This window comes from Sphingomonas sp. NIBR02145 (genome assembly GCF_027359115.1).
Lineage (GTDB): Bacteria > Pseudomonadota > Alphaproteobacteria > Sphingomonadales > Sphingomonadaceae > Sphingomonas > Sphingomonas kyeonggiensis_A.
The window spans coordinates 1,817,144-1,842,192 of record NZ_CP114791.1; the positions used below are offsets into that span (position 1 = coordinate 1,817,144).

The following is a 25,049-nucleotide window of genomic DNA, read 5'->3' on the forward strand; positions in this document are numbered from 1 at the left end:
CAGAAAACGATTTCATTATGCGGGCGTCGTGATTAATCGAGCGGGATCAACCCGCCGGACTGTCCGGCATAAACTCGGTTGGGGAGGATATATGTTGCTTTCCGTTCGCGCTGGCGTTCGCGCCGCGCTGTTGGCCAGTGCCGCGCTCGCGCCGCTCGCCGCCCAGGCCCAGACGGCCACCACTGATGCGGCTGCTCCCGCCGCGCAGGATGACGCCGCCGATGAAGGCCAGATCGTCGTCACCGGCCAGACCACGCCGAACCGCCCGCTGATCACCTCGTCGGCCGACATCACGCTCGCCAATCGCGAGCTGATCGACCAGAAGGCCCCGCGCTCGACCGCCGACCTGCTCGAAATGGTCCCGGGCATCTTCGTCGAGGCGACCGCCGGCGCGGTTTCGAACAACTATTCGGTCCGCGGCCTCCAGGGCGGCGGCCAACGCTTCGTCCAGCTGCAGGAAGACGGCATGCCGATCCTGTACGGCGGCGGCGGCGCCGACTTCTTCTTCGATCAGGACCTGACCATCGATCGCCTCGAAGCGGTCAAGGGCGGTTCGTCGGGCGTGCTCACCGTCAACGGCGCGGGCGCGACGATCAACTTCATCTCCAAGGCCGTGAACCATGAGCGCCCCGAGGGCGCGGTCCGCTTCACCGGCTATAATTACGGCCTGAAGCGCGCCGACGGCTATTACTCGCAGCCGATCACCGACAAGCTGGCCTTCAGCGTCGGCGGCTATTTCCAGTCGAGCCCGGGCGTTCGCAAGAACACCAACGACTATACCGGCTGGCGCATCAAGGGCGCGCTCGAATACAAGTTCGACGACGGTGGCTATGTCCGCCTGTCGGCCAAGGGCGGCGACATGAAGAACGCCTATTACGCCGACCAGCCGTACAAGTTCACGGATGGCGAGCCGGGCGGCGTGCCGAGCCTCGACACCCAGTTCGGCAATGTCGGCGGCCGCGCCTTCTCGAACATCGCGGTGCCGGTTTCGACCAACGCGCATTCGAGCGGCTATCGCGAATTCAACTATGACGACGGCATCGTCTCGAAGACCTGGCAGGTCCGCCTCGACTTCGAGAAGCCGATCTCGGACTCGTTCACGCTGTTCGGCCATGGCCGCTATCTCGACTACAGCTACGACTTCAACGGCCTGTTCCCCGGCTCGGGCACCGGCAATGCCGGCCTGACCAGCGCGGTGAACTATCTGACCCCGGGCAGCAGCTCGCCGATCAACGACCTGCTGACGCTCGGCCAGGCCGCCTTCCCGACCACCGTGCGCTATGGCATCAAGAACCTGCGCACCGGCCAGGTGATCGGCTCGAACCAGACGGCGCTGCTCAACGCGCTGAACGGCAACGGCTTCCTGCAGCGTACCACGCTCAACCACGACGCGATCGACGCCTATGACCTGGGCTTCAACGTCGGCGGCCGCTGGAACTTCGAGAGCGGCAGCTTCAAGAACTCGCTCACCGCGGGCGTGATGTACTACAAGACCAAGCGCAACCAGGACCAGTCGGCGACGGCGAGCGTGGTCAGCGATGTGCGCACCAACAGCGATGTCTATGACATCGTCGCGCTCAACGCGAACAACCAGGTGATCGGCACCCTGTCCGACAACGGCCTGGTCTCGTACGGCGACTGGGGCGCGGGCATCCGCAGCCGCCAGGATTCGAGCCTGTCGCTCTATGTGAACGACGAGTTCTCGATCGGCGACCTGCACATCGACGCCGGCGTGCGCTGGGAGCATGACAGCGCGACGGCATGGGACGGCAACACCGCGGCGGTGAACCAGGCGGTGCAGCCGGGCACGGCCGGCGTGCTGACCACGGTCGGCTCGACCTGGGACGGCACCTATGCGGTGCGCAAGGCGAACAAGAAGGCGGTGGCCTACACCGTCGGCGCGAACTACCTGATCACGCCGAACTTCTCGATCTATGCCCGCTACGCCAACGGCTTCCAGATGAACAATGTCGATCCCATCACCGGGATCGAGCTGTACGAAGCCGGCGTCCGCTACCAGATGGGCCGCCTGGTCTCGGCTTCGGCGACGGTGTTCCGCACCAACTTCCGCAACCAGAACTACAACTTCGCCGATCCCGTGAACCCGTCGCAGCAGAGCAACATCAACGCCGATCTGCGTACCAACGGCGTCGAGCTCAACCTCAACGTCCGTCCGGTCGATGCCTTCAGCATCGACTTCCAGGGCGTGTTCCAGGATCCGAAGCTCGTCAACCTGGCGATCAACGGCGCCAACCAGCAGGGCTTCGAGGGCAATCGCCCCGAGCGCACGCCGGCACGCCTGTTCACGATCACGCCGAGCTACAAGCTGCCGAACGGTCTCGGTGAGATCTATGGCCGCTACAAGTATATCGGCAAGATCTACGCCGATGCCGGCAACGGCGTGGCGCTGCCGAGCTACGGCGTGACCAGCGTGGGTGCCTCGTTCAACCTCAGCAAGCAGCTGCAGCTGAGCGTGAACGCGGACAACATCTTCAACGTCATCGGCCTGACCGAGGGTAATCCCCGCCAGGGCCAGACGCAGGCGATCACCGACGGCTATTTCTATGCCCGCGGCATCGTCGGCGCCACCTATGGCGGCACGATCACGTTCAAGTTCTGATAAACCCCGCAAGGGTCGCAAAAGGGAGGGCGCGGCAACTGAAAGGTTCGCCGCGCCTTTCCATTTCTGGATTAAGAGGAGAGAGACGGATGCGAGGTTCGATGCGGTTGCTGCTGGCGGGCGGGCTGCTGCTCGCGGGCACCAGCACGGTGGCGATGGCGCAGAAGGCGGCCAGGGCGCCGGAGCTGGCCTACAGCCTGACCGAGGGCCAGAACCTCAACGCGTTCGTGCGCGAGGGCAAGGTCGCGGCGCACCTGCTGCTGCGCAACGGCAGCGATCCGCGCATCCTGGTCGCCTTCCCGGCCGGCAACAGCGGCGTCGGCCTGTGGTTCCAGCCACTTGCCCGCCCCGCCACCTGGCGGCTCGACCAGGCGCCGCGCCCGGTGACCTTCGCCGACGCCAGGGGCCGCCCGCTCCACGGCATCGAGAGCATCGCCACGATCGACACCCCGCGCCTCGCCCCCAAGCAGGCCGTGCTCTCCAATGTCCGCTTCCTGCGCGATTACCAGTCGGTCAGCCGCTTTCCCGCCGAAGTGGCGGCACCGGTCCGCATCGAGGGTAATCGCATCCTCTACGCCCGTGACCGTGTTGACGGTGCGCCGGGCTACAGCCTGGAGATTCAGGTGCTGAGCGGCCGGATCGAGAAGGGCGAGATCGTCGCCGGCGCGAATGGACGCATTCAGTTGCGGATCGTTGCAGCGACCGGCGATACGCCGCTGACCGGCCTCAGCAAGGCAGAGCTGCTCAATAGCAAAGCAGCCTCCGATCCGGCAGCGCGCAACGCGCTCGCTTTCCTCAGCTACCGCGAGAAGTTTCTGGCCGGCTCGTGGCGCTTCGACACCTATTTCGGCCGCGACACGCTGATGTCGGTTCGCCTGCTGATGCCTGCGCTCAAGGGCGCTGCGGTGGAAGCGGGCCTGGGCGCGGTGCTCGCCCGGCTCGATCGGGACGGCGAAGTCGCGCATGAGGAGGGACTCTCCGAATTCGCGCTGATCGACCATGCCCAGCACAAGCAGCCGGGCGGTGCCGCTGCGACTCTCGATTATGGTATGATCGACGACGATTACATGCTCGGTCCCGTCTCCGCCGATTATCTGCTCGGCTCGGCAACCCGGGCCGCCGCGCAAACTTTCCTGGCCAGAACGGTACAGAGCGAAGCGAATCCGGGCAGTGCGGCGTCGGCAGGAACCCTCCTGGTGCGCAACCTTCGCTACGTTATCGATCAAGTGCGTCCATTCGCCGAGGATCCGCGCTGGAACAACCTCGTCGCGATCCACAAGGGCCGCCTGACCGGCCAGTGGCGCGATAGTGAGGAAGGTTTGGGCCGTGGCCGCTATCCCTATGATGTGAATGCGGTTTTTGTCCCCGCCGCGCTCGAGGCCGCCGACAAGCTGCTCCGCGCCGGCCTGCTCGATCGCTTCCTCACCCCGGACGACCGCGCCGCGCTGGAGCGCGCCCACGCCATGGCGGCGACCTGGCGGAGCAAGGCCCCCGGCCTGTTCGCCGTCGAGACCCCCGGCCCCGAGGCCGCAGCCCAGGTCCGCGCCTATGCCGCCCGCGTCGGCGTCCCCGCCGCCCCGGCCCTCGCCTCGCTCAAGGGCCAGCCCCTGCGCTACCACGCGATCGCGCTCGACGATCATGGCAAGCCGGTGCCGATTATCAATTCGGATGAAGGCTTTAGCCTGCTGTTCGGCCATCCCGACCCGGCCGATCTCCAGGCCTATGTCGGCGCGCTGGCACGGCCGTTCCCGGCCGGGCTGATGACCGATATCGGCCTGCTCGTCGCCAATCCGGCGCTGGCCGGCACCGAGGTGCAGGACCGCTTCACCCCGGCCGCCTATCACGGTGCGGTGGTGTGGTCGTGGCAGCAGGCCCTGTTCGCCGCCGGCCTCGAGCGCCAGCTCGCCCGTACCGACCTGCCCCCCGCCACTCGCGCGGTGCTGAAGGATGCGCAGGCCAGGCTGTGGCGCGCGATCCAGGCAACCCGGGCGACGCAGAGCTCGGAGCTCTGGTCCTGGGCGTTCGAGAATGGCCGCTACAAGGTCGTCGCCTTCGGCGCCGGCAAGGCGGACGTCGATGAGTCCAACGCCGCGCAGCTGTGGAGCACGGTCTATCTCGCGGTCCAGCCGCCCAAGGTCGCACCGGCGAAGAAGAAGCGCTGAGCTGCGCTAACCCTACACCCCACCTCGGCCCGTCATCCCTCCCCAGGGATGGCGGGTGATTTTTATGTGGCGGAGAGGAACGCCGTCACCGTCAGCCGCCCGGTCGCCGGATCGCCGTCCAGCACCGCATCCGGCGAGATCGCGCCGCTATGGAGCAGCGCGCTGCGGTAGATCACCGCGCGATTATAGCGTGCCTCGACATGCGCGATCCGCTCGAAAAGCTTCGTATCGCCAAAGGGATAGGCCGCTTCCGGCGGATCAGCGCGCAGCTCGGCGTTGAGCGTGGCGAGATAGCCGGCCGAGCGCGCCGCATCGATCGTCTCGAACCGCGTCGCCCGGTGTCGGAAGAACGCCGTGCCGTCGCCTTCCGACAGATAATGGACCAGCGCGATCCGCCCGGGTTGCACCGCATCGATATGCGGCAGCCGCTGCTCCACGCCGAGTTCGGCGGGCGGGGTGGTCACCATCGAGAAGCTGGCATCGAGCAGCTCCACGCTCGCAGCCCCCAGCACCTCGCGCAGCACCGGCACCAGCGCCGGGCGCACCTGGGCGAAATACTCGGCCGGCAGCGGCGCGCGGATGCCTGGATAGTGATGCCGTCCCGGCTCGAACGTCGCCGCCAGCGCCGCCGCGCGCAGCGCATCCGGGTCGGGATGGAAGCCGTCGACGATCGCGATCGGCTGGCTTTCGCTGCCGATCCGCCGCGCGACGATGTCCGGACGGATCACCCCTGCCCCATCGCCGCCGCAAGCGCCGCGTCGTGCAGCGGTAGCGTCGGCGCGGCGCGCTGGATGACTTCGGCGACCTGACGGACCTGCGCGCTGTTGGCCGCGCTGTCGAGCACGTCGGCGAGCGGGTTATAGTCCTCCGCCACGATCTCCTGCCCGTTGAGCACCGCCAGCCAGCTCGCGTCGCGGAACAGCTCCTCGGGGCCGAGCATCAGCCGCCCGGAGCGGCGATATTGCTCCTCGCGCGCCACCAGCGTCTCGGGCAACGCCATCTTGCGACGCTCGACCCAGAACGGATCGGTCCTGCCGGGATTGGCGTGGTAGTGGAGGATCAGGAAGTCCTTGATATTGTCCATATCGGCATTGAGGAGCGCATTGTACCGCTCGGCCAGCGCCGGATCCATGTCGCGGTCCGGGAATAGCGTCAGCAGCTTGGCGATGCCGCTCTGGATCAGGTGGATCGACGTCGATTCCAGCGGTTCGAGGAAGCCCGAGGACAAGCCGATCGCGATAACATTGCCGATCCAGGCCTTGCGCCGCGTGCCCGCGGTGAAGCGCAGCGTGCGCGGCTCGGCCAGCGCCTCGCCGTCGAGGTTCGCCAGCAGCATCCCCGTCGCCTCGTCCTCGCTCATGAAGCGGCTGGAGAAGACATGCCCATTGCCGATCCGGTGCTGGAGCGGAATGCGCCACTGCCAGCCCGCGGGGCGCGCGGTGGAGCGGGTGAAAGGCGTGGTATGCTCGGTCCGCGCGCAGGGCACCGCCACGGCACGGTCGCAGGGCAGCCAGTGCGACCAGTCCTCGAACCCACCGCCCATCGTTCCGTCGATCAGCAGCGCGCGGAAGCCCGAACAGTCGATGAACAGGTCGCCCTCGATCCGCTCGCCGCGCTGGGTGGTGAGCGCGGTGACCAGCCCGCTCTCGCCGTCGCACGCGACGTCCTGCAGCTTGCCCTCGATGCGGGTGACGCCCGCCGCCTCGGCAATGCCGCGCAGGTGGCGGGCATAGAGGCTGGCGTCGAAATGATAGGCGTAGCCGAGCGTCGACAGGATCGAGCGCGCGTCACCCGTCGGCATGGCGAAGCGCCCCTGCCCGGCCAGCTCGGTCGCCAGCGAAAAGGCGGAGAGCGGCAGGTCGAGCCCCTCGGCCCGCGCCTTCATCCAGCGATGGTGGAAGGCCACGCCCGGGAAGCGCACGCCATAGTCGCCGAACGGGTGGAAATAGCGATGCCCCGGCCGCACCCAGTCGACGAACTCGATGCCCAGCTTGAAGCTCGCCTTGGTCTCGCGGAGGAACGCCGCCTCGTCGAGCCCGATCAGCTGGTTGAACCAGTGGATCGTCGGGATCGTCGCTTCACCGACGCCGACCGTGCCGATCTCCTCGGACTCGAGCAGGGTGATATCCAGCGTCCGGCCGAATTGGCGCGCCAGCGCCGTCGCGGTCATCCAGCCGGCCGTTCCACCACCCAGGATGACGACAGAACGCACGCGCCGCGAAGGGGTATCGGACAGGCTCATGGAATCGATTTCTCACTCGTAGTTTCACGAGTGTTTAGCCGAGCGATTTCCTGCTGACGACCTCGGATTTCGATGTTCTACGGGTGACTCCGCCGGGCATGCACCGGCTAGGGATGCGCCGCGGCGGACGCGGCAACCGCCTGGCGCCAGCGCGCCATCAGGTGCGCGCGATCGGCACCGGCGATGCCCGGCTCGAAGCGGTCCTGATCCACTATTGCCCAGGCCTTGCCACCCAGCTTCCCGGCAGCCAGCTGCGCCACCCCGCGCGCGCCCAGCTCGAGCTGGCGCGGGCGCAGGACCGGGCGATCGATCACGTCGGCGAGGATCTGGACGAGCAGGTCATTCGCCGCAGCACCCCCATCGACGGACAACACATCAAGCGGCGCGCCGAGATCGGCGTCCATCGCGAAGACGATATCGGCGATCTGCAGCGCGATGCCCTCCAGCACGGCGCGGGCGACGTGCGCCGGGCTGGTGCCGAGCGACATGCCGCTGAGCAGCCCCCGCGCTTCCGAGCGCCAGTGCGGCGCGCCGAGCCCGGCCAGCGCGGGTACGAAGGTCACGCCCTGGCTGTCGGGCACTTCGGCGGCGAGCCGGGTCAGCTCGCCCTCGTCGCGCAGGTTGAGCAGGCGCACCGCAAAGGCCGCGGCATGGCCCGACACCGCGACATTGCCTTCGAGCGCATGAAAGACGTCATGCCCGCGTGCCCAGGCGATCGTGCTCCACAGGCCGTGCGCGGAGGTGACGCGCGCCGGCGTCACCGCCATCAGCGAGGAACCGGTGCCGCAGGTGACCTTGGCCTGTCCGGGCGCCGCAAAGCCGTGGCCGAGCAGGGCCGCGTGTGAATCGCCGAGCAGCACTTCGATCGGCAGGCCCGAGGGCACGCCGCTCGCGGCGGTGAAGCCAAACTGGGCGTCGGACGGGCGGATCGTCGGCAGCACCAGCCGGGGCACCCCGAACAGCGCGAGCATCGAGCGGTCCCAGTCGAGCGCGTCGAGCGACATCAGCTGGGTACGCGAGGCGTTGCTCACATCGGTCGCGTGCTGCGCGCCGTTGGTGAGCTTCCATAACAGCCAGCTGTCGATCGTGCCGGCGCGGAGCAGCCCGGCCTCGGCCCTGGCGCGCGCGCCCGGCGTCTCGTCGAGCAGCCAGGCAAGCTTGGTGCTGGGCGCCAGCGGATCGATGCCGAGCCCGGTCGCCGCAATGATTTCCTGCGCACGCGGCGCCAGCGCGGCACAGCGATCGGCGGTGCGCCGGCATTGCCAGCTGATCGCGGGTGCCACCGCCTCGCCGCTCTCGGCGTCCCACAGCACGATCGTCTCGCGCTGGTTGGCGATGGCGAGCGAGGCGACTTCGGCGCCCGGCGTCGTGGCGATGACTTCGCCGATCGCGCCGGCGACGCTGCCCCAGATCGCTTCGGCCGATTGCTCGGCCCAGCCGGGACGCGGATGGACCACGCCCAGCGGGTGCGAGGCACGGCCCAGTACTTCGCCGGTGTCCGCCGCGAACAGCAGCGCCTTGGTGTTGGTCGTGCCCTGGTCGACCGCCAGGATCGCCGGGCGCGCCATCAGCCGAGCTTCTCGACCAGCTCGCGCGCCGCGGCAGCGATGCCTGCCGGTGTCAGCCCGTGCCGCTCGAACAGCCATTCGGCAGAGCCAGTCTCCAGGAAGCCGGGGAAACCCAGGACGCGCATCGGAACCGGCCTCTCCTCCACCACGACTTCGGCCACGGCGCCGCCCAGGCCACCGCGCACGACATGTTCTTCAGCGGTGACGATAGCACCCGTGCCGGCCGCGGCAACGATCGCCTCGCGGTCGATCGGCGAGATCGTCGCCATGTTGAGCACGCAGGCCGAGATGCCTTCCGCCGCCAGCGCGTCGGCGGCGTCGAGCGCACGGTGCACCAGCGTGCCGCAGGCGATGATTGCGACGTCATCGCCTTCGCGCAGCACTTCGGCCTTGCCGGCCTCGAAGCGCGCGCCTTCCGGACGGGCCAGTGCGGGCACTGCCATGCGGCTCACCCGGATGAAGACCGGACCGTCATAGCCGGCGGCCCAGCGGATCGCCTCGGCGGTTTCCCAGGGATCGGACGGCACGATCACCGTCAGCCCCTTCATCGCGCGCAGCCAGGCCAGGTCCTCGATGCTGTGGTGCGTCGCGCCAAGCTCACCATAGGCGACGCCGCTCGAGATGCCGCACAGCTTCACATTGACGTTGCTGTACGCGATGTCCGCCTTGATCTGCTCGAGCGCGCGGCCGGTGAGGAAGCACGAGGCGCCGCTGACGAACGGCACCTTGCCGCCATTGGCCAGGCCCGCACCGACGCCGACCATGTTCTGCTCGGCGATGCCGACATTGACCAGCCGCTCGGGAAACTGGTCGCGAAACTTGTTGAGCTTCGACGAACCGACCGAGTCATTGACCACCGCGACGATCCGGGGATCCTCGGCCGCCAGAGCCTCCAAAGTCTCGACATAGGCATTGCGGCAATCGAAGCCCTTGCCCTGCGGCGCCGCACTCATGCCGCAAGCTCCGCGTCGAGTTCGGCGAAAGCCTGGGCCAGCTGCGCGTCATTGGGCGTGCCATGATGCCAGCCCGCCTGATTTTCCATATAGCTCACGCCACGTCCCTTGATCGTGTGGGCAATAATGCAGAGCGGTTTGCCGTCGGCGGCGCGTGGTGCGGAGAGCAGCGCGAGCAGCGCAGCCGGATCATGGCCATCGACACCAGCCACATCCCAGCCAAAGGCCGCCCATTTGTCGGCCAGCGGCTCGAGCGAATTGGTGTCCTCGGTCGGCGCGCCCTGCTGCAGGCGGTTGCGATCGATGATCACGGTGAGGTTGCCGAGCCTGCGATGCCCGGCGAACATCGCCGCTTCCCACATGCTGCCCTCCTGCAGCTCGCCGTCCCCGGTGAGCGCAAAGACCCGGAAGTCCGCCGCGTCGATCTGACCCGCCACCGCCATGCCTACCGCGACGGGCAGGCCGTGCCCGAGCGGGCCGGTATTGGTCTCGACGCCCGGCAGGTAATTGCGGTTCGGGTGGCCGTTCAGCCGCGAGCCGGGCTGGAGATAGGTCTCCAGATCGGCGACCGGAAAATAGCCCGCGCCTGCAAGCGCCGAATAGAAGGCGCCGGTGCAGTGGCCCTTGCTCATCACGAAACGATCGCGCGCCGGGTCCTGCGGATTGGCGGGATCGAAGCGGAGCACGGCGGAATAGAGCGTCGCCAGGATATCGGCGCACGACATGTCGCCGCCCGGATGCCCCTGCTTCGCGCGGTGCGCCATCGTCAACGCCTGGCGCCGTATCCAGTCCGCACGACGGCGAATGTCCGCCACCCGCGCATCAACGAATTCCTCGGTTGCTACTGCCTTACCCATGGCCGGGCCTTAACCGAGGACGGATATGAACGGCAACCGGCTTCTTACGATTATTTTCGTTTACCTCCATTTCGCAACGAATCTCGGTTCGTTCGTTGACACTTCGCTGCGTTACCGCTTAGCGTTGCGCAAAATCCGGCGATCAGAGCTGCGATACGGAAGAGGATGGGCTGTGCGGCGTTTCGGCATGGAAAATGGTGAGCAGGCGGGCGCGCCTCCTGCCCTTGCCGCAGCCTCGGAAGTCCGCCGCATCTATGCCGCACGCGCCCGCATGCTAGAGCCACTGCAGCTCCGCATCGCAGGCGGGGATTGGAGACAGGCATGAACACTCGAACCGGAACGCCCGGGCTGCTTGGCGAAGCCCGCCGGATGAAGATCCTGGAATGGATGCAGGAAGAAGGCGCCGCCCGCGTCCGCACGCTTGCGGATGCTTTCGGCGTGTCCGAAGTAACGGTGCGCCAGGACCTGGAGAAGCTCGAGGCGGAAGGCCATGTCGTGCGCGAGCATGGCGGGGCATTCCTCAAGTCGGTCACCCAGCAGGTGCGCGCGATGGCGCTGCACCACATGGTGCACATGGAAGCCAAGCGCCGGATCGGCCGCGCGGCGGCGACGCTGGTGCAGGATGGCGAGACGATCATCCTCGATTCCGGATCGACCACCACCGAGATCTCGTCCCACCTCGCCACCCGCAGCGGGCTGACGGTGATCACCAACGCGCTCAACATCGCGCTGGCGCTCGGCGGCCTGCCAGGGTTCGACGTCCATATGCCGGGCGGCCATTTCAAGGCACCGACCCTGTCACTCAGCGGCGAGCGCTCAGGCGACTATTTCCGCGGGCTGTTCGCGCAGAAGCTGTTCCTGGCGACGGCAGCGGTGTCGCTCGATGCCGGCCTCACCTTCCCGTCGCTTTCGGACATCACGGTGAAGCGCGCGATGATCGAATCCGCGGCCGAGGTGATCCTGGTCGCCGACAGCAGCAAGATCGGGCAGCGCTCCTTCTCGTCGCTCGGCGGCATCGAGCTGATCCACACGCTGGTGACCGACGACGGCATCCGGGACGAGGACCGTGCGGGCTTCGAGGCCGCCGGGGTGAAGCTACTCATCGCCTGACCGGCAGGCGCACGGCCAGGCGCGAAAACGCGACGGCCCCATGATTTCACGTCCGGCACGAAGCCGGGCGGCACTTCGAGAGGACTGATGATGGCGAGCGAGCAGAAGTACGGCGCGGGGATCTGGCACTTCGCCACCTATGTGGATCGCTATGCGACCGATGGCTATGGCCCGGCGCGCTCGCTGATCGAGATGATCGACCTGGCCGGCGAGGTCGGTGACCTGTCGGTCGTCGACATCAATTACCCCTTCCCGGGCGGCGAGACCGATTTCGCCGCGGTCGAGGCGGCGCTCGCCCGCAACAACCTGTCGGTCATCGGCATCACGCCGGAGATCTACACCCGCAAGTTCGCCAAGGGCGCCTTCACCAATCCCGATCCAGGCATCCGCCGCGAAGCGCATGCGATGATCACCGAGGCCGCCGGCGTCGTCCGCCGCTTCGGCGCCAAATATGTGAAGCTGTGGCCGGGCCAGGATGGATGGGACTATCCCTTCCAGGTCGATCATGGCGATCTGTGGCGGATGAGCATGGACGGCGTCGGCCAGCTCGCCTCCGAGAATCCCGATCTCCAGTTCGTGATCGAATACAAGCCGCGCGAGCCGCGCAATCACATGAGCTTCGACAGCGTCGCGCGCACGCTGCTCGGCATCGAGAAGATCGGGCTGCCCAATATCGGCATCCTGCTCGATTTCGGCCACGCGCTGTACGGCGGCGAGAGCCCGGCGGATTCGGCCCAGCTCGCGATCGATCATGGCCGGCTGTTCGGCATGGACGTGAACGACAATCTGCGCGGCTGGGACGACGACATGATCGCCGGCTCGGTCCACCCGATCGAGCTGTTCGAGTTCTTCTACACGCTGCGCAAGAACAAGTGGGAAGGCGTGTGGCAGCTCGACCAGTTCCCGTTCCGCGAGGATTGCGTCGGCGCCGCCAAGAGCGCGATCGGCTTCCTCAAGCATATCGAGAAGGCGCTCGACCGGCTCGACTTCGACGCGATGAAGGCAGCGCAGGCGAAGCAGGATGCGGTCGAGACGCTGCGCCTGGCGCGCGAGGCGCTGTTCGCGGGGTAATTCTTTCAAACTATTCTGTTCCCCGGCGAAAGCCGGGGCCCAGGGTCACAAGCGGGATGGCAGAGAAACCCTGGGCCCCGGCTTTCGCCGGGGAGCTTTCAGGGTGCGAGCGTCACCCCGCCCTTCGAAACAAAGCGATATCGACACTATCACCCATCGCTCGGTATCCCGCCTCACCCGGATGGATATGGTCGCCGGAATCATAGGCGGGCAGAAGCTGCAGCGGCGCGGCGGGATCGCGGACGGCCTTGTCGAAATCGATCACGCCGTCGGGCTCGCCCGAGGTGCGGATCCAGCGATTGACCGCCTGGCGCTGCGCTTCCCGCGCCTCATTGTACGAAGTCGCGCCCCGGAACGGCGTCAGCGTCCCCATCACCACCTTGATATTGGCGGCATGCGCCCGGGCGATGATCTGGCGGTAGCCGGCGATCAGCTCGTCCACGTCGAGCGGCGGGTTGTTGCCGAACATGGTGCTCGATCCGCCATTGCCGATATCGTTGATGCCTTCGAACAGGATGACGTGGGACACGCCCTGCACGCGGGCGACATCGCGATCGAACCGGGCCAGCGCCGCCTTGCCCCAGCTGGTCGAGAGCACCCGGTTGCCGCCGATACCGGCATTGATCACCGCCAGCGCCGGGCGGACGGGCGCGGCGGCGATGCGCTGGTTCAGCCGTTCCGGCCAGCCATGCAGCTGGTCGAGCGCGGGCCGGTTGCCGTCGGTGATCGAATCGCCAAGCGCGACGATAACGCGCGGGGGGCTGGCGCTGCGCACCATGACACCGCTCACCGGCGGCCGGCCGATGATCGTATCGGCATTTGCGATCTTTTCAGCGAGGATTTGGTCGCCCTCCCCCATCGCCATCACCGCATTCCCGAATCCCTTGAGCTTAAGCCCCGCGGGAATATGCACGCTCACCACCAGCTCGCCCATTGCCGGAACGGACAGGGCGACAGGATCGCTCAGCACAGGCGCACCCGGTGCGATCGTCACCTGCGCCGCGCCACCGAAGCTGAGCCGGCGCAGCGTGCCGGGCTTCGCATCGAAGCCGGTCGCGGCGATGCCGGCGCTGGCTGCAACCACGGTGAGCGGCGTTGTGCCATCCTCATTGGACAGGCGGATACGGACCTGCCGCCCGCCCGCCGCAACCGCGAAGCGCATCCGCAGCGTGCCGGTCACCGGCGGACGATCACGCAGACGCTGGCGGGTCTCGGGCGGGAGCTTCATCTCCTTGGGAATGACGAAGTCGTAGTCGGCCGGGCTCGACTGATAGGCGTCGATCCACACCTCTCGACTACCCTGCGCGGCGGCAGGCAAGGCGAACAGCATCGCCGCTGCGAAGAAGCCCGCGTACCGCATCCCTATGCCTGCACCTTGACCATCCGCAGCGCGATCCAGGGCTTGCCCGGCAGCTCCACGGTCGGCCGCGCGGGATCCTGGACGTCATAGTCATTCTTCTTCGCCATCCGGAACAGCCCCTCGACCGGAGTGACTGTCATGTTCCAGGTGTCGATGACGTCGATCCGATAGCTCTGCAGCGACTCCGGCCCCTTGCCGGGCAATACCACCGGCCATTCGGTCGGCTGCTCGGCGCCGAAATAGCGGAGGTAATACGCGTTCTGCTGGCCACCGAGATGATAGTTCCACCAGGCCTGGATCGGCTCGACGCCCGGCACCGGCCCTTCCTCCATAATCTTGCGCAGGAAGGCGAGCCGCGGCGCGCTGTGCCCGGCCAGGCTGCCACCCTGACCCAGCCAGGAACTGTCGGCATTGCGATCCGCCGCGAAGGTCTCGCTATGCCCGACATAGCAGCCGCCGATCAGCCCGTACCAGAAACGCTGGACCATATCCTCGGCGCTCAGATTGCCCCAGCGCTTGGCGATGTTCCCCTCATAGACGACCTCGTCGAAGACCACCGGCTTGAGCGTCATCGCGCGGTGCAGCTCGGCGCGCAGATCGTCGAGCACGGCCGCGCCATTCTGCACGCTGGCATGGGTGATCCACGGCTTGCGATGGTCGTAATAGGTGTTGATCTGGTGGATCGAGCGCAGCCGATCATGCGGATCGGCGGCGACCAGCACCTCGAAGAGATGGTCCCAGTCCGCGATCGTCTTGGTTTCGATATTGTCGTATTCGTTGGCCATCGACCACCAGACGTTGCGGTACGCGCCAAAGCGCGCGGCGACGTAGCGCAGATAGCGCTCGTCATCGGCACGCTGCATGTCCGAATAGCCGCGCTTCTCGTCATAGGGGTGGTAGAGGATCACGTCCGCTTCGATCCCCAGCGCGCCGAGCTTCTGGATGCGATCCTCGTAGCGGCGGAAATAGGCGGGATCGAACCGCGCCGGATCCCAATCCCTTGGCCCGTCGCCGGTGCGCGCGAACGGGTTGGTCGCCACCGACGGGACATTGGGGAACACCAGCATCCGCATCTTGTTGAACGGCGCGCCGGCGAGCGTCTTCAGCGTCTCGGCGCATTTCGCGTCGGACTGGAGCGCCCAGCTGTAGCAGGTCGTGCCGATCTGGCGGAACGGCGTGCCATCGGCATAAGCGAAGTGATAGCCGTCCTTCGACACACGGACCGGTCCGCGACTGCCCTTGCCCGGCGCGACTACGGTGAACTCGCCCGACTTGCCAGCAAGCGCACCGGCATTGCTCTCGCTGCGCCAACGCCACGCGCCCAGCTCGGGCGGGCTGAAGCGGATGCGGTAGGTGCCATTGCCGTCATAGAAGCCGGGCACGCGGACCCGCTTTCCCGCCCCTTCGAAAACCGCGGCAAGCGTCACGTTGACGAACGGATTGCCCCCTCTCGGGCCGGCCAGTTCGATCTCGAACACACCCCAGCGCTCGACCGTTCGAGGGGCTGCGGCGGCCATGGCGGGAGTGGAAGTCGCGGCACCGATCGCCATGGTCTGGGCGAGCATGTTCCGTCGCGTGATCTTCATTCCAACCCTCTCCCGATCTGCCGCATCCGCCCCGGAAGGGCGTCGCGCTTTATAATAATATTATCGTACTAGAAATCACTGCCCGCACAACCATGATTAAGGGGTCGGCGAGGCGCTGCAAGCGCTTGCCCCGGCCCTCGGGCACCGCTAGGCTGCGCCACAAATAATACTATCATATGTTGTAAAGGAGGGGTGCCAGGCGATGGCCAGCACGAATGCGCAGGACAAGGACGATTGGCGGAACACGATCCTCGCCGGCCTTGCGAACTATATCGACGCCGGGTCGATCGTCGCCGGATCGGCAGCGCTCGCGCTGTGGCAGGAAGCCTATCATCTCAACAACAATACGGTCGGGCTGATCGGCGCTTTCGGGCCGAACGCGATCTCCGCCGGTATCGGCGCGTTGATCGGCGGGAGGCTGTGCGACCTGTTCGGGCGCAAGAAGATCTACCAGTACGACATGCTGTTCTACGCGTTCGGCATGCTGTGGCTGGTGTTCGCGATGAACGCCTGGATGGTCGTGCTCGGCTTCTTCCTGGTCGGCCTCGCGGTCGGCGCGGACATTCCCGCTTCCTGGTCGATCATCGCCGAGATGGCGCCCAAGGGTAAACGCGGCAAGCATAGCGGCGTGGCGCAGGTGCTTTGGTATCTGGGTCCGGTCGTCGTGCTGCTGCTGTTCCTGGTGCTCACCCCGCTCGGGTTGCTTGGCGCGCGCATCGTCTTCGCGCATCTCGCGCTGCTGGCAATCGGCCTCACCTTCCTGCGCTCGCGCATGCAGGAATCGCCGCGCTGGCTCGAAGCCCAGGCCGCAGACGAGCACAAGCAGATCGAGCCGGCCAGGATCAGCGCGCTGTTCAAGCCGCGCTATCTCGGCTCGATGGCGTTCCTGATCGGCATGTACGGCATGTGGAACCTGTGGGCTGGCACCAACGGCTTCTTCTTCCCCTATATCTTGCGCACCGTCGGCGATGCCAGCCAGGCGACCGCGGTGGCGATCCAGACGCTCAGCTTCCTGATCGGCATGCTGTCGATCTGGGGGGTATTCATGCAGTTCTCCGACCGGCTGAACCAGCGGACGATGTTCCTCGTCTCGGCAGTGATCCAGGTGGTCGGCATGTCGCTGCTCGCGCTGTTCCCGCTCACCCTGCCGCTGGCGATTCTCCACGTCTTCCTGATGGCGTTCGGCCAGGGCTTCGGTGCCCAGTCGTTCTTCCAGCTGTGGAGCTCGGAGATGTTCCCGACGCTTCTGCGCTCGACCGCGCAGGGCCTGATGTTCGCGGTGGTGCGCATCGGCCTGGGCATCTGGAGCTTCTTCGTGCCGGTGCTGACCGCCACGGGCTTCACTACCCTCGCCTGGATCCTCACCGGCTTCCTCGCGGCGAGCGGCATCATCGGCATGCTCGGCGCCCCGCGCAACGAGGGCAAGTCGCTCGAGGAGCTGGAGGCCAAGCTGAAGGCCTGAACGAACTGCGGGCCGCCGGTTCTTCGACCCGCCGGCACCTCGCACGGGCGGTCTCCGCAAGGAGGCCGCCCTTCTTCATTCGCCCATACCGGCCTATTTCAAGACGCGAACGCTGACGAGACGTTCGATGAGAACGTCCCTGCTGGCATCGCCCAGATAGCGCTTCTTGTGCTGCGCAAGGCTCACCCGCCCCACCAGCTGGACCGTGAAGTTGCCCCAGGGCGGCTCGGCTTTTCGCCAGCCCGATGCCTCCCGGGCTGCGGCATCCAGTTGCCTGCACGTGTCTCCACGGCATTTGATCGATGCCCCGTCGCCTTCCCCCAGCAGCGGTCCTGTCGCGTCCCGGCATTGCTCGAATCGGCTATTTTCGAAATTGGTGAACCAGGTGCAGCTAAGGGTGCGCTGTGGGCCGAAGGCCACGCCTTCGAAAGTCACGCCCTGCCCCGCGGGCGAAGCAGACATCAGAGCAAGGATAGCCGGTTGCCACATCGGGCCAGCATATCCTCGCGCTCCCCGCTGGCAATCCAGTCGATTTGGGCGCCCCTGTCGCGCACAAAAAAAGGGGCGGTGCAATGCACCGCCCCGACAGGAGGCAACTTGGGGGGCCTTCAGAACTTGAGACGGATACCCGCATAGTAACGGCGACCGATGATATCCCAGATCGCGTTCGGGCTGCCGTTGGGCGTGCCGGTCCAGAGCGGCGGCGCCTGGACGTTGAACAGATTGTTCACACCCGCATAGAGCTCGAAATTCTCGATGCCCTTATAGCGGATTTGGGCGTTGTTGTAGTTCTTCGCGCCGATCGTGAAGTACTTCTTGTCCGGAAGCGAACCGTTGGCCAGACGGAACGTCGTCTGGTAGTTCTCATAGTCGAACATCTGGGAGCCGGTGACTTCACCCGTGATGGTGAACCCGAACGAGTCATTGTCCCAGTTCAGGCCGTAGTTGAACGAGTCGCGCGGCGTGCCGATCTCGCCCATGGTGTTGTCATAGGCGTCGCCGGTCAGCGGAACGATGCCCTGCTTGAGCAGGTGGGTCCAGCTGCCCGACCAGGTCGCCGTGCCGCCCAGGATCTTGTGGCTGTAGCTCAGCGTCATGTCGATGCCGCGGGTGAACTGGCCACCGCTGTTGACGAGACCGCGCACCACCTGCTCGACCGAGCCGACGCTGAACGCGCCCGAAGGCTGCTGGCGGCGGGTCACGAACTGGCAGAAATCCGCCAGGCCACTGACATAGCATTTGTTGAGCACGGTCGCCGCAGCGAGGCGGTTGATCGCGTTCTCGAGCTTGATGTCGTAGTAGTCGGCGGTGATCGTCAGGCCGCGCAGCGCGTGGATCGAGCGCGGGTTGATCACCACGCCGAACGTCTTGGTCTTGCCGGTTTCCTGCTGGATGCCGGGGTTGCTAGCCGTGATGCTGCCGACGCCCGCCGTGTCCGACGAAGTCAGCGTCATCGATCCGTTCGCGTTGATGTTCGCGAGCACGCCCGGATCCTTGCGGCAGTTCACTGCCACCGCCGAGGTCTGCGCCAGCGTCACGCCCTGGCACGGATCGGTGATGGTGATGATGCCGGCCGCGGCCGCCGCATAGAGCTCGCCGATGTTCGGCGCGCGGACGGCATGGGCATAGACCGCACGGAAGCGGATATCCTCGACCGGCGCCCATTCGCCGCCGACGTTCCAGGCCCAGAAGCTGCCGACGGTGGAGTAGTCGGACAGGCGCGCAGCGCCGCGCAGCGTCAGGTTCTGGAAGAAGGGCGTGTCGCGCAGGATCGGCACGACGAGTTCGCCATACGCTTCCTTGACGTTGAACTTGCCCTTGGTGTCGAGCAGTTGGACATAGCCGTTACGCGCGGTGTTGGTCAGCGGATCGAAGTCGTCCATGCTGTACTCGGAACGCCACTCGGCGCCGACCGAGACCTGCACCGGGCCGGCCGGCAGGTTGAACAGCGTACCGCCGACGTTCACCGCCGCCGTCTGCAGCTCCTGCTTCGAATAGCGGCTCATCTCGGTCATCAGCCACGCAGCGGCTTCCTTCGAGACCTTCGAAGTACCGTCCGCGTTCAGGCCGAAGACGTTGATCGGCACGCAGCCATTCGCACGCGCGGTCGCGTCGACGCACACGGCTTCGGTGGTGTTGCCGTTCTTGTTGTAGTCGAACACGTCGGGCATCACCTGCACCGCCTGGGCAAGGCGGTTGAGGTCGGCGAGGCCGGTCATGCTCTGGCGCTGCTTGGTGAAGCCGTACTGATAGTAGAAGTCGGCGGTCCAGTCGCCGCCGATCTTGTAGGTGCCGCCGATCACCGCGCGGAAATTGTCACGCTCGGTCGGGGTACTGCGCGTGCCGTCGCCGAACATCGTCGTGCGGAGCAGAAAGCTGACGTCCTTCGAAGCGATCGCGTCGTTGACGGCGCGATTGTCCGCCGCGTTGAACACCGCGGTCGGCACAAACGGGTTGTTGACGATGCGGACATCAGCCGGGTTGCTCGGGTTCACGACCTGGAACTGGATCGGGAAATACCCGTTCGTGCCGTTGAACGCGCCCAGCGCGCTGTCCGTGCGCATCGGCGAGGCTTCGCGACGGCCCTTGGTCTTGTAGTTCGAGAAGGTCGATTCAACGAACAGGTTCAGCTTGTCGCTCACGTCGAAGTTCGCGCGCGTGGCGACCGTGATCTGGTTCGACGGCGAGGCCTGCTGGCCCAGCGCGGCCGCGTTATAGCCGTACTTGTTGATCTTCGCGACGACCGTGGGGTCGTTGTAGTTCGTGCCGTTCACCGCCGGATAGGTGTCGAGCGTGCCGTCCGCCAGGATCAGCCGGCTGCCGACGCCACCGAAGTTGAACACGCCGCCCGGACCGACGTTCGACGGCTGGTAGAAGCGCGTGAACAGGTTCTGCGCGGCGGTCAGGTTCGCGTCGCTGTTGCCGCCAACGCGCTGCGTGTTGCCCAGGCTGCTATAACCGGCAGCGGTCCGCTCGCGCTTGTAGTTGGGCACGTCACCTTCGTGGTTGTACCCGGCATAGATCATCACGTTGCCACGGCCGTCGGCGAAATTCTGGCCGAAGGTACCGTTGATCGAATAGCGCTTGTCGTCGCCGAGTTCCGAGATGCCGGCCTGTGCATTGGCCTGGAAGCCCTGGAAATTCTTCTTGTAGACGAAGTTGACCACGCCCGCGATCGCGTCCGAGCCATAGACGGCCGAGGCGCCACCGGTCAGCACGTCGACACGCTCGACGAACGAGGTCGGGATCATCGACAGGTCGACGGTCGAGGTGCCCGGAATGCCGGCGACCGAGCGGCGGCCGTCGATCAGCACCAGGGTGCGGTTGTCGCCAAGGTTGCGCAGGTTGACGGTGGCGAGACCCGGATTGGTATCGCCGGCGTTGCTGACGCGGGTCTGGCCGGGCACGCCGACCGCCGGGATCTGGGCCAGTGCTTCCTGGACGTTGGTCGCGCCGATATTCTGGATCGTCTCGGCAGTAACGGCCTGCAGCGGCGACGGCGAAGTCAGCGTCGGGCTTTTGATGCGGCTGCCGGTGACGACGATCGCATCATTCTGCGTCACTGGCTCCTGCGGCGTCTCGGCCACGGTGTCCGGCGCCGGCGCGGTCTGCTGCGCGAATGCGGCAGGCGCGACGACGAGCGTCATGGCGCTGACCCCGGTCAGCAGCATTCCGCGCAGCAGCGGCGCGGGACGCACTGTCTTGAACGACTTATTCATTTCCACTCCCTTCCCAATTCTTATGTTCTCGTGCCGAAGCACCTCACGTCATTCGTTGCGGCCCCACCGCCGCCCCGTCACGTTCCCCCCGGCGGCAGCGCGGAGCGCTCCGCCATGTTGCGACCGGTCGATGCCGACGGCGCTGCCATCAGCCTTTCCCCGCCACCAGTTCGCGGGCGGCATCGGCGATGCCTTCCGCGGTGAGTCCGAAATGCTCCATCAGCCAGCTCGCCGACCCGGTCGGCAGGAAGCCGGGGAAGCCCAGCATCCGCATCGGTACCGGGCGGTGGCGCGCGCAATGCTCGGCAACCGCGCCGCCAAGCCCGCCGGTCACCAGCCCTTCCTCGGCCGTCACAATCGCACCGGTTCCAGCCGCAGCAAGCACCGCATCGCCGTCGAGCGGCGACACCGTCGCCATGTTGACCACGCGCGCCTCGATTCCCTCGCCGGCCAGCAGCGCGGCAGCGGCCAGCGCGCGGTGCACCAGCGTGCCATTGGCGAGGATCGCAACGTCGCCGCCGTCGCGCAGCAGCTCTGCCTTGCCGATCGTGAAGACCGCATCCTCGCCGCGCGCGAGCGCCGGCACCGGCATCCGGCTGATCCGGACGAACACTGGCCCGGCGTGCGCCGCTGCCGCCTTGATCGCTTCTGCGGTTTCCCAGGGATCCGACGGGACGATCACGGTCAGCTTGTCGATCGCGCGCAGCCAGGCGACGTCCTCGATGCTGTGATGCGTCGCGCCGAGCTCGCCATAGGCGACGCCGCTCGAGATGCCGCACAGCTTCACATTGGCCTGGCTATAGGCGCAATCGACCTTGATCTGCTCCATCGCGCGGGCGGTCAGGAAGCAGGCCGCCCCGCTGACGAAGGGGATCTTGCCACCATTGGCGAGACCGGCGCCGACGCCGACCATGTTCTGCTCGGCGATGCCGACATTGATCAGCCGCGCCGGAAAGCGATCGCGAAACTTGCCGAGCTTGGACGAGCCCACCGAATCATTGACCACGGCGACGATGCGCGCATCCGCCGCGGCCAGTTCCTCGAGCGCGCCGACATAGGCGTCGCGGCAATCGAACATGTCGGGTGCGACCACGTCCTTCACGCGCGCAGCTCCGCTTCCAGCTCGGCGATCGCCTGGGCATATTGCTCGGCGTCCGGCACGCCGTGGTGCCAGCCTGCCTGGTCGCGCATGTAGCTGACGCCCTGCCCCTTGAAGGTGTTCGCGATCAGCACGCGCGGCTTGTCGCGCGGCTCGGCAGCTTCATCGAACGCCGCGAGCAGCGCTTCATGGTCATGGCCATCGACTTCGACCACGTCCCAGCCGAACGCGCGCCACTTGTTGGCCAGCGGTTCGAGCGAATTGGTGTCCTCGGTGCGGGCGCCCTGCTGCAGCCGGTTGCGGTCCACGATCACGGTGAGGTTGCCGAGGCCGCGATGGCCGGCGAACATCGCCGCTTCCCACATGCTGCCTTCCTGCAGCTCGCCGTCGCCGGTGAGCACGAACACGCGGTAGTCCGCGCCGTCAATCTGCCCGGCCACCGCGACGCCCACGCCCACCGGGAAACCGTGCCCGAGTGGTCCGGTGTTGGTCTCGACGCCAGGCAGATAGTTGCGATTCGGGTGGCCGTTCAGCCGCGAGCCCGGCTGCAGATAGGTGTCGAGCTCGGCCTCGGGAAAGAAACCCGCCCCCGCCAGCGCGCTATAAAGCGCGCCGGTGCAATGGCCCTTGCTGAGGATGAAGCGATCGCGCTCCGGCGCATCGGGCGATTTCGGATCGATCCGAAGGATATCGAAATAGAGCGATGCCACGATGTCAGCGGCTGAGAGGTCGCCGCCCGGGTGCCCCTGGCCGGCAACGAAGATCATCTTCAAGAGACGCCTGCGCATCCAATTGGCGCGCTCACGCACGTGGTTTGCACGAATTTCCAAGCGCGTGGAGCGGTCGCCCGCCACCTCCGGCCTTTCCAGCTTATGCATCTATCTCTCCTTTCCGCTCGTTAGCCGGGGAAAGGGGCAATTGCAACGATTAGTACTATAATATCTTCAATATCCCGGGTATCCGGCTTACGACTTTTTTGTTTTCCGTCATTTAGCGAAGAAATTGACAATATCAAAACCGGGCCGTTAGACCGGCGCAGCACCCCCAAGACGCTGCCAGAGGGGCGAATTTTAGGATCGGGATGATGAAAGCACGCGACTCGCGCCGGTCGGGAAAACGCCGGCGCGCTCCCTTCGGAGCAGCCCTCATCGCCAGGAAAAATGTGGCGACGATGATTGCACAATCCGTTTCCCGCGGCCGCGCCGAACGCCATAAGGCATTTCCATGATCATCGCTTCAGCCACTGATTTCCGCGAGGCCGCCCGCCGCCGCCTGCCGCGCTTCCTGTTCGACTATGCCGATGGCGGAGCCTATGCAGAGGAGACGCTCCGCCGCAACGTGAGCGACCTGTCGGGCATCGCCCTGCGCCAGCGCGTGCTGAAGGATGTCGCCACGATCGACCTTTCCACCACCCTGTTCGGCCGCGAGATCGCGCTGCCGGTGGGGCTCGGTCCGGTCGGGATCAGTGGCATGTACGCCCGGCGCGGCGAGCTCCAGGCGGCAAGCGCCGCCCGCGCAGCCGGCGTGCCGATGTGCCTGTCCACCGTGTCGATCTGCCCGATCGAGGACGTCGCGCAAAAGGCCGATCCCTTCTGGTTCCAGCTCTATGTGATCCGCGACCGCGCCTTCATGAAGGACCTCATCGCCCGCGCGAAGGCGGCCGGAGCGAAGGCGCTGGTATTCACCGTCGATATGCCGGTGCCCGGCGCGCGCTACCGTGACGCGCATTCGGGCATGTCCGGCCCCAATGCGCCGCTGCGCCGCGTGCTCCAGGCAATGGGCAAGCCGCACTGGTCCTGGGATGTCGGCCTGCGCGGCCGCCCGCACACGCTGGGCAACCTTCTTCCGGTGCTCGGCAAGGACAGCGGCCTCAACGACTATATGGGCTGGCTCGGCGCCAATTTCGATCCGTCGATCCAGTGGCGCGATCTCGAATGGATCCGCGCCGCCTGGGATGGCCCGCTGATCATCAAGGGCATCCTCGATCCCGAGGACGCGCGCGAGGCCGCCGCGATCGGCGCCGACGGCATCGTCGTCTCGAACCATGGCGGCCGTCAGCTCGACGGCGTGCTGTCGAGCGCCCGGGCGCTGCCCGCGATCGCCGATGCCGTCCGCGATAGACTGACTATCCTGGCGGATGGCGGCGTGCGCAACGGGCTCGATGTGGTGCGGATGCTCGCGCTCGGCGCGCACTCGGTGCTGCTCGGCCGGGCTTGGGTCTATGCCCTCGCCGCGCAGGGCGAAGCAGGCGTGACGAAGCTGCTCGAGCTGATCGCCAAGGAAATGACGGTCGCGATGACGCTGACCGGGGTCAATCGGATCGAAGCGATCGATCGCTCGATCCTGGCAGAGGATGTAAGATGAAGCTTCTTGAAGGAAAGACCGTGCTGGTCACCGGCGGATCCACCGGCATCGGCCGCGCAGCCGCGATCGGCGCCGCGCAGCACGGCGCCGATGTCGCGATCAACTATGTGGCGAGCGACGAGAAGGCCCAGTCCTGTCTCGCCGAGATCGAGGCGCTGGGCCGCCGGGGCATTGCGGTGAAGGGCGACGTCGCACTGCCCGAGACCGCGACCGATTTCGTGGCCAAGGCGGTCGAGGCATTCGGCAAGGTCGACGTGATGGTCTCCAACGCGGGCATCTGCCCGTTCCACGCCTTCCTCGACATGCCGGTCGAGACGGTCGACCGCACCTTCCGGGTCAATCTCCACGGCGCCTATTACATGGTGCAGGGTGCGGCCAACCAGATGGTCAAGCAAGGGCATGGCGGCGCGATCGTCGCGGTCTCCTCGATCTCGGCGCTGGTCGGCGGCGAGTTCCAGACGCACTACACGCCCACCAAGGCCGGCGTGCATTCGCTGATGCAGTCGGCTGCGATTGCGCTCGGCAAGCACGGCATCCGCTGCAACAGCGTTCTGCCTGGCACCATCCTCACCGAGATCAACAAGGACGATCTCGCCGACGAAGCGAAGCGCCATTACATGGAAGAGCGCACCCCGCTCGGCCGCCTCGGCATGCCCGAGGATCTCGTCGGGCCGATCGTCTTCCTTGCTTCGGACATGGCAGCCTATGTCACCGGCGCCGCGCTGCTGGTCGACGGCGGCATGTTCGTGAACCTCCAATAAGCCCGCCGCCCCGTTTGGGGCCGGAGGGATCGCCGGACAGCGCATCATGCTCCGCGTGATGCGCTCGACTGCGCACGCCGCGTGCCGGCGCCGGCGCGTATCCACCGCAATTAAC

General features: G+C 66.4%; 18 protein-coding genes. 7 read left to right on the forward strand and 11 right to left on the reverse strand.

Annotation, left to right across the window (positions count from 1 at the left end; genetic code table 11):
• Positions 1-91: 91 nt before the first annotated feature.
• Together O3305_RS08135 and O3305_RS08140 are read left to right on the forward strand one after the other, a co-directional pair.
• Positions 92-2,620 (forward strand): TonB-dependent siderophore receptor, encoded by a 2,529-nt coding sequence (locus O3305_RS08135; protein ID WP_269575941.1) that lies wholly within the window; start codon positions 92-94, stop codon positions 2,618-2,620.
• An 89-nt stretch (positions 2,621-2,709) separates the two neighbouring features.
• A complete protein-coding gene (locus O3305_RS08140) occupies positions 2,710-4,782 on the forward strand; it encodes a hypothetical protein (RefSeq protein WP_269575942.1) in 2,073 nt (690 codons plus the stop codon).
• A 62-nt stretch (positions 4,783-4,844) separates the two neighbouring features.
• Here the strand turns inward: O3305_RS08140 and O3305_RS08145 are convergent, their stop codons facing one another.
• From O3305_RS08145 to O3305_RS08165, 5 genes are all read right to left on the reverse strand, one after another.
• On the reverse strand, positions 4,845-5,510 hold the full coding sequence (locus tag O3305_RS08145; RefSeq protein ID WP_269575943.1) for a DUF6445 family protein: 666 nt from the start codon (positions 5,508-5,510) through the stop codon (positions 4,845-4,847).
• Entirely contained in the window at positions 5,507-7,024 is a 1,518-nt protein-coding gene (locus O3305_RS08150; RefSeq protein ID WP_269575944.1) for a tryptophan halogenase family protein, read from the reverse strand. Before O3305_RS08150 ends, O3305_RS08145 begins: the two co-directional genes overlap by 4 nt.
• A 107-nt stretch (positions 7,025-7,131) precedes the next feature.
• Entirely contained in the window at positions 7,132-8,592 is a 1,461-nt protein-coding gene (locus O3305_RS08155) for an FGGY family carbohydrate kinase (protein WP_269575945.1), read from the reverse strand.
• On the reverse strand, positions 8,592-9,545 hold the full coding sequence (locus tag O3305_RS08160; RefSeq protein ID WP_269575946.1) for a transketolase family protein: 954 nt from the start codon (positions 9,543-9,545) through the stop codon (positions 8,592-8,594). Before O3305_RS08160 ends, O3305_RS08155 begins: the two co-directional genes overlap by 1 nt.
• Positions 9,542-10,402: a transketolase gene (locus tag O3305_RS08165; RefSeq protein WP_269575947.1), complete on the reverse strand. Its 861-nt coding sequence runs from the start codon at positions 10,400-10,402 to the stop codon at positions 9,542-9,544. The genes O3305_RS08160 and O3305_RS08165 overlap by 4 nt, the downstream gene beginning before the upstream one ends.
• Before the next feature lie 321 nt (positions 10,403-10,723).
• Here O3305_RS08165 and O3305_RS08170 point away from each other — a divergent pair, with 321 nt between their 5' ends.
• Both O3305_RS08170 and O3305_RS08175 read left to right on the forward strand, forming a co-directional pair.
• Entirely contained in the window at positions 10,724-11,512 is a 789-nt protein-coding gene (locus O3305_RS08170; protein WP_269575948.1) for a DeoR/GlpR family DNA-binding transcription regulator, read from the forward strand.
• 87 nt (positions 11,513-11,599) lie between these two features.
• On the forward strand, positions 11,600-12,583 hold the full coding sequence (locus tag O3305_RS08175; protein WP_269575949.1) for a sugar phosphate isomerase/epimerase family protein: 984 nt from the start codon (positions 11,600-11,602) through the stop codon (positions 12,581-12,583).
• Positions 12,584-12,695: 112 nt separating this feature from the next.
• On the opposite strand, the gene O3305_RS08180 is transcribed toward O3305_RS08175, so the two are convergent.
• Together O3305_RS08180 and O3305_RS08185 are read right to left on the reverse strand one after the other, a co-directional pair.
• On the reverse strand, positions 12,696-13,943 hold the full coding sequence (locus tag O3305_RS08180) for an SGNH/GDSL hydrolase family protein (protein ID WP_269575950.1): 1,248 nt from the start codon (positions 13,941-13,943) through the stop codon (positions 12,696-12,698).
• 2 nt (positions 13,944-13,945) lie between these two features.
• Positions 13,946-15,529, reverse strand: coding sequence for a DUF5060 domain-containing protein (locus O3305_RS08185; RefSeq protein ID WP_269575951.1), 1,584 nt, complete (start codon positions 15,527-15,529; stop codon positions 13,946-13,948).
• 202 nt (positions 15,530-15,731) lie between these two features.
• On the opposite strand from O3305_RS08185, the gene O3305_RS08190 reads away from it, so the two are divergent.
• Entirely contained in the window at positions 15,732-16,991 is a 1,260-nt protein-coding gene (locus O3305_RS08190) for an MFS transporter (RefSeq protein ID WP_269575952.1), read from the forward strand.
• A 93-nt stretch (positions 16,992-17,084) separates the two neighbouring features.
• Here the strand turns inward: O3305_RS08190 and O3305_RS08195 are convergent, their stop codons facing one another.
• From O3305_RS08195 to O3305_RS08210, 4 genes are all read right to left on the reverse strand, one after another.
• On the reverse strand, positions 17,085-17,453 hold the full coding sequence (locus O3305_RS08195; RefSeq protein ID WP_269575953.1) for a hypothetical protein: 369 nt from the start codon (positions 17,451-17,453) through the stop codon (positions 17,085-17,087).
• Between the two features lie 146 nt (positions 17,454-17,599).
• On the reverse strand, positions 17,600-20,710 hold the full coding sequence (locus O3305_RS08200; RefSeq protein ID WP_269575954.1) for a TonB-dependent receptor domain-containing protein: 3,111 nt from the start codon (positions 20,708-20,710) through the stop codon (positions 17,600-17,602).
• A gap of 148 nt (positions 20,711-20,858) precedes the next feature.
• Positions 20,859-21,812 carry a transketolase family protein gene (locus tag O3305_RS08205; RefSeq protein WP_269575955.1) on the reverse strand — a complete coding sequence of 318 codons (954 nt, stop codon included), beginning with the start codon at positions 21,810-21,812 and terminating at the stop codon, positions 20,859-20,861.
• Positions 21,809-22,576 carry a transketolase gene (locus tag O3305_RS08210; RefSeq protein WP_269575956.1) on the reverse strand — a complete coding sequence of 256 codons (768 nt, stop codon included), beginning with the start codon at positions 22,574-22,576 and terminating at the stop codon, positions 21,809-21,811. Before O3305_RS08210 ends, O3305_RS08205 begins: the two co-directional genes overlap by 4 nt.
• Positions 22,577-23,033: 457 nt before the next feature.
• Here O3305_RS08210 and lldD point away from each other — a divergent pair, with 457 nt between their 5' ends.
• Together lldD and lra1 are read left to right on the forward strand one after the other, a co-directional pair.
• Complete coding sequence (lldD, locus tag O3305_RS08215; RefSeq protein ID WP_269575957.1) at positions 23,034-24,173, forward strand: FMN-dependent L-lactate dehydrogenase LldD; 1,140 nt, start codon at positions 23,034-23,036, stop codon at positions 24,171-24,173.
• Entirely contained in the window at positions 24,170-24,934 is a 765-nt protein-coding gene (lra1, locus tag O3305_RS08220) for an L-rhamnose 1-dehydrogenase Lra1 (RefSeq protein WP_269575958.1), read from the forward strand. Before lldD ends, lra1 begins: the two co-directional genes overlap by 4 nt.
• Positions 24,935-25,049 lie beyond the last annotated feature (115 nt).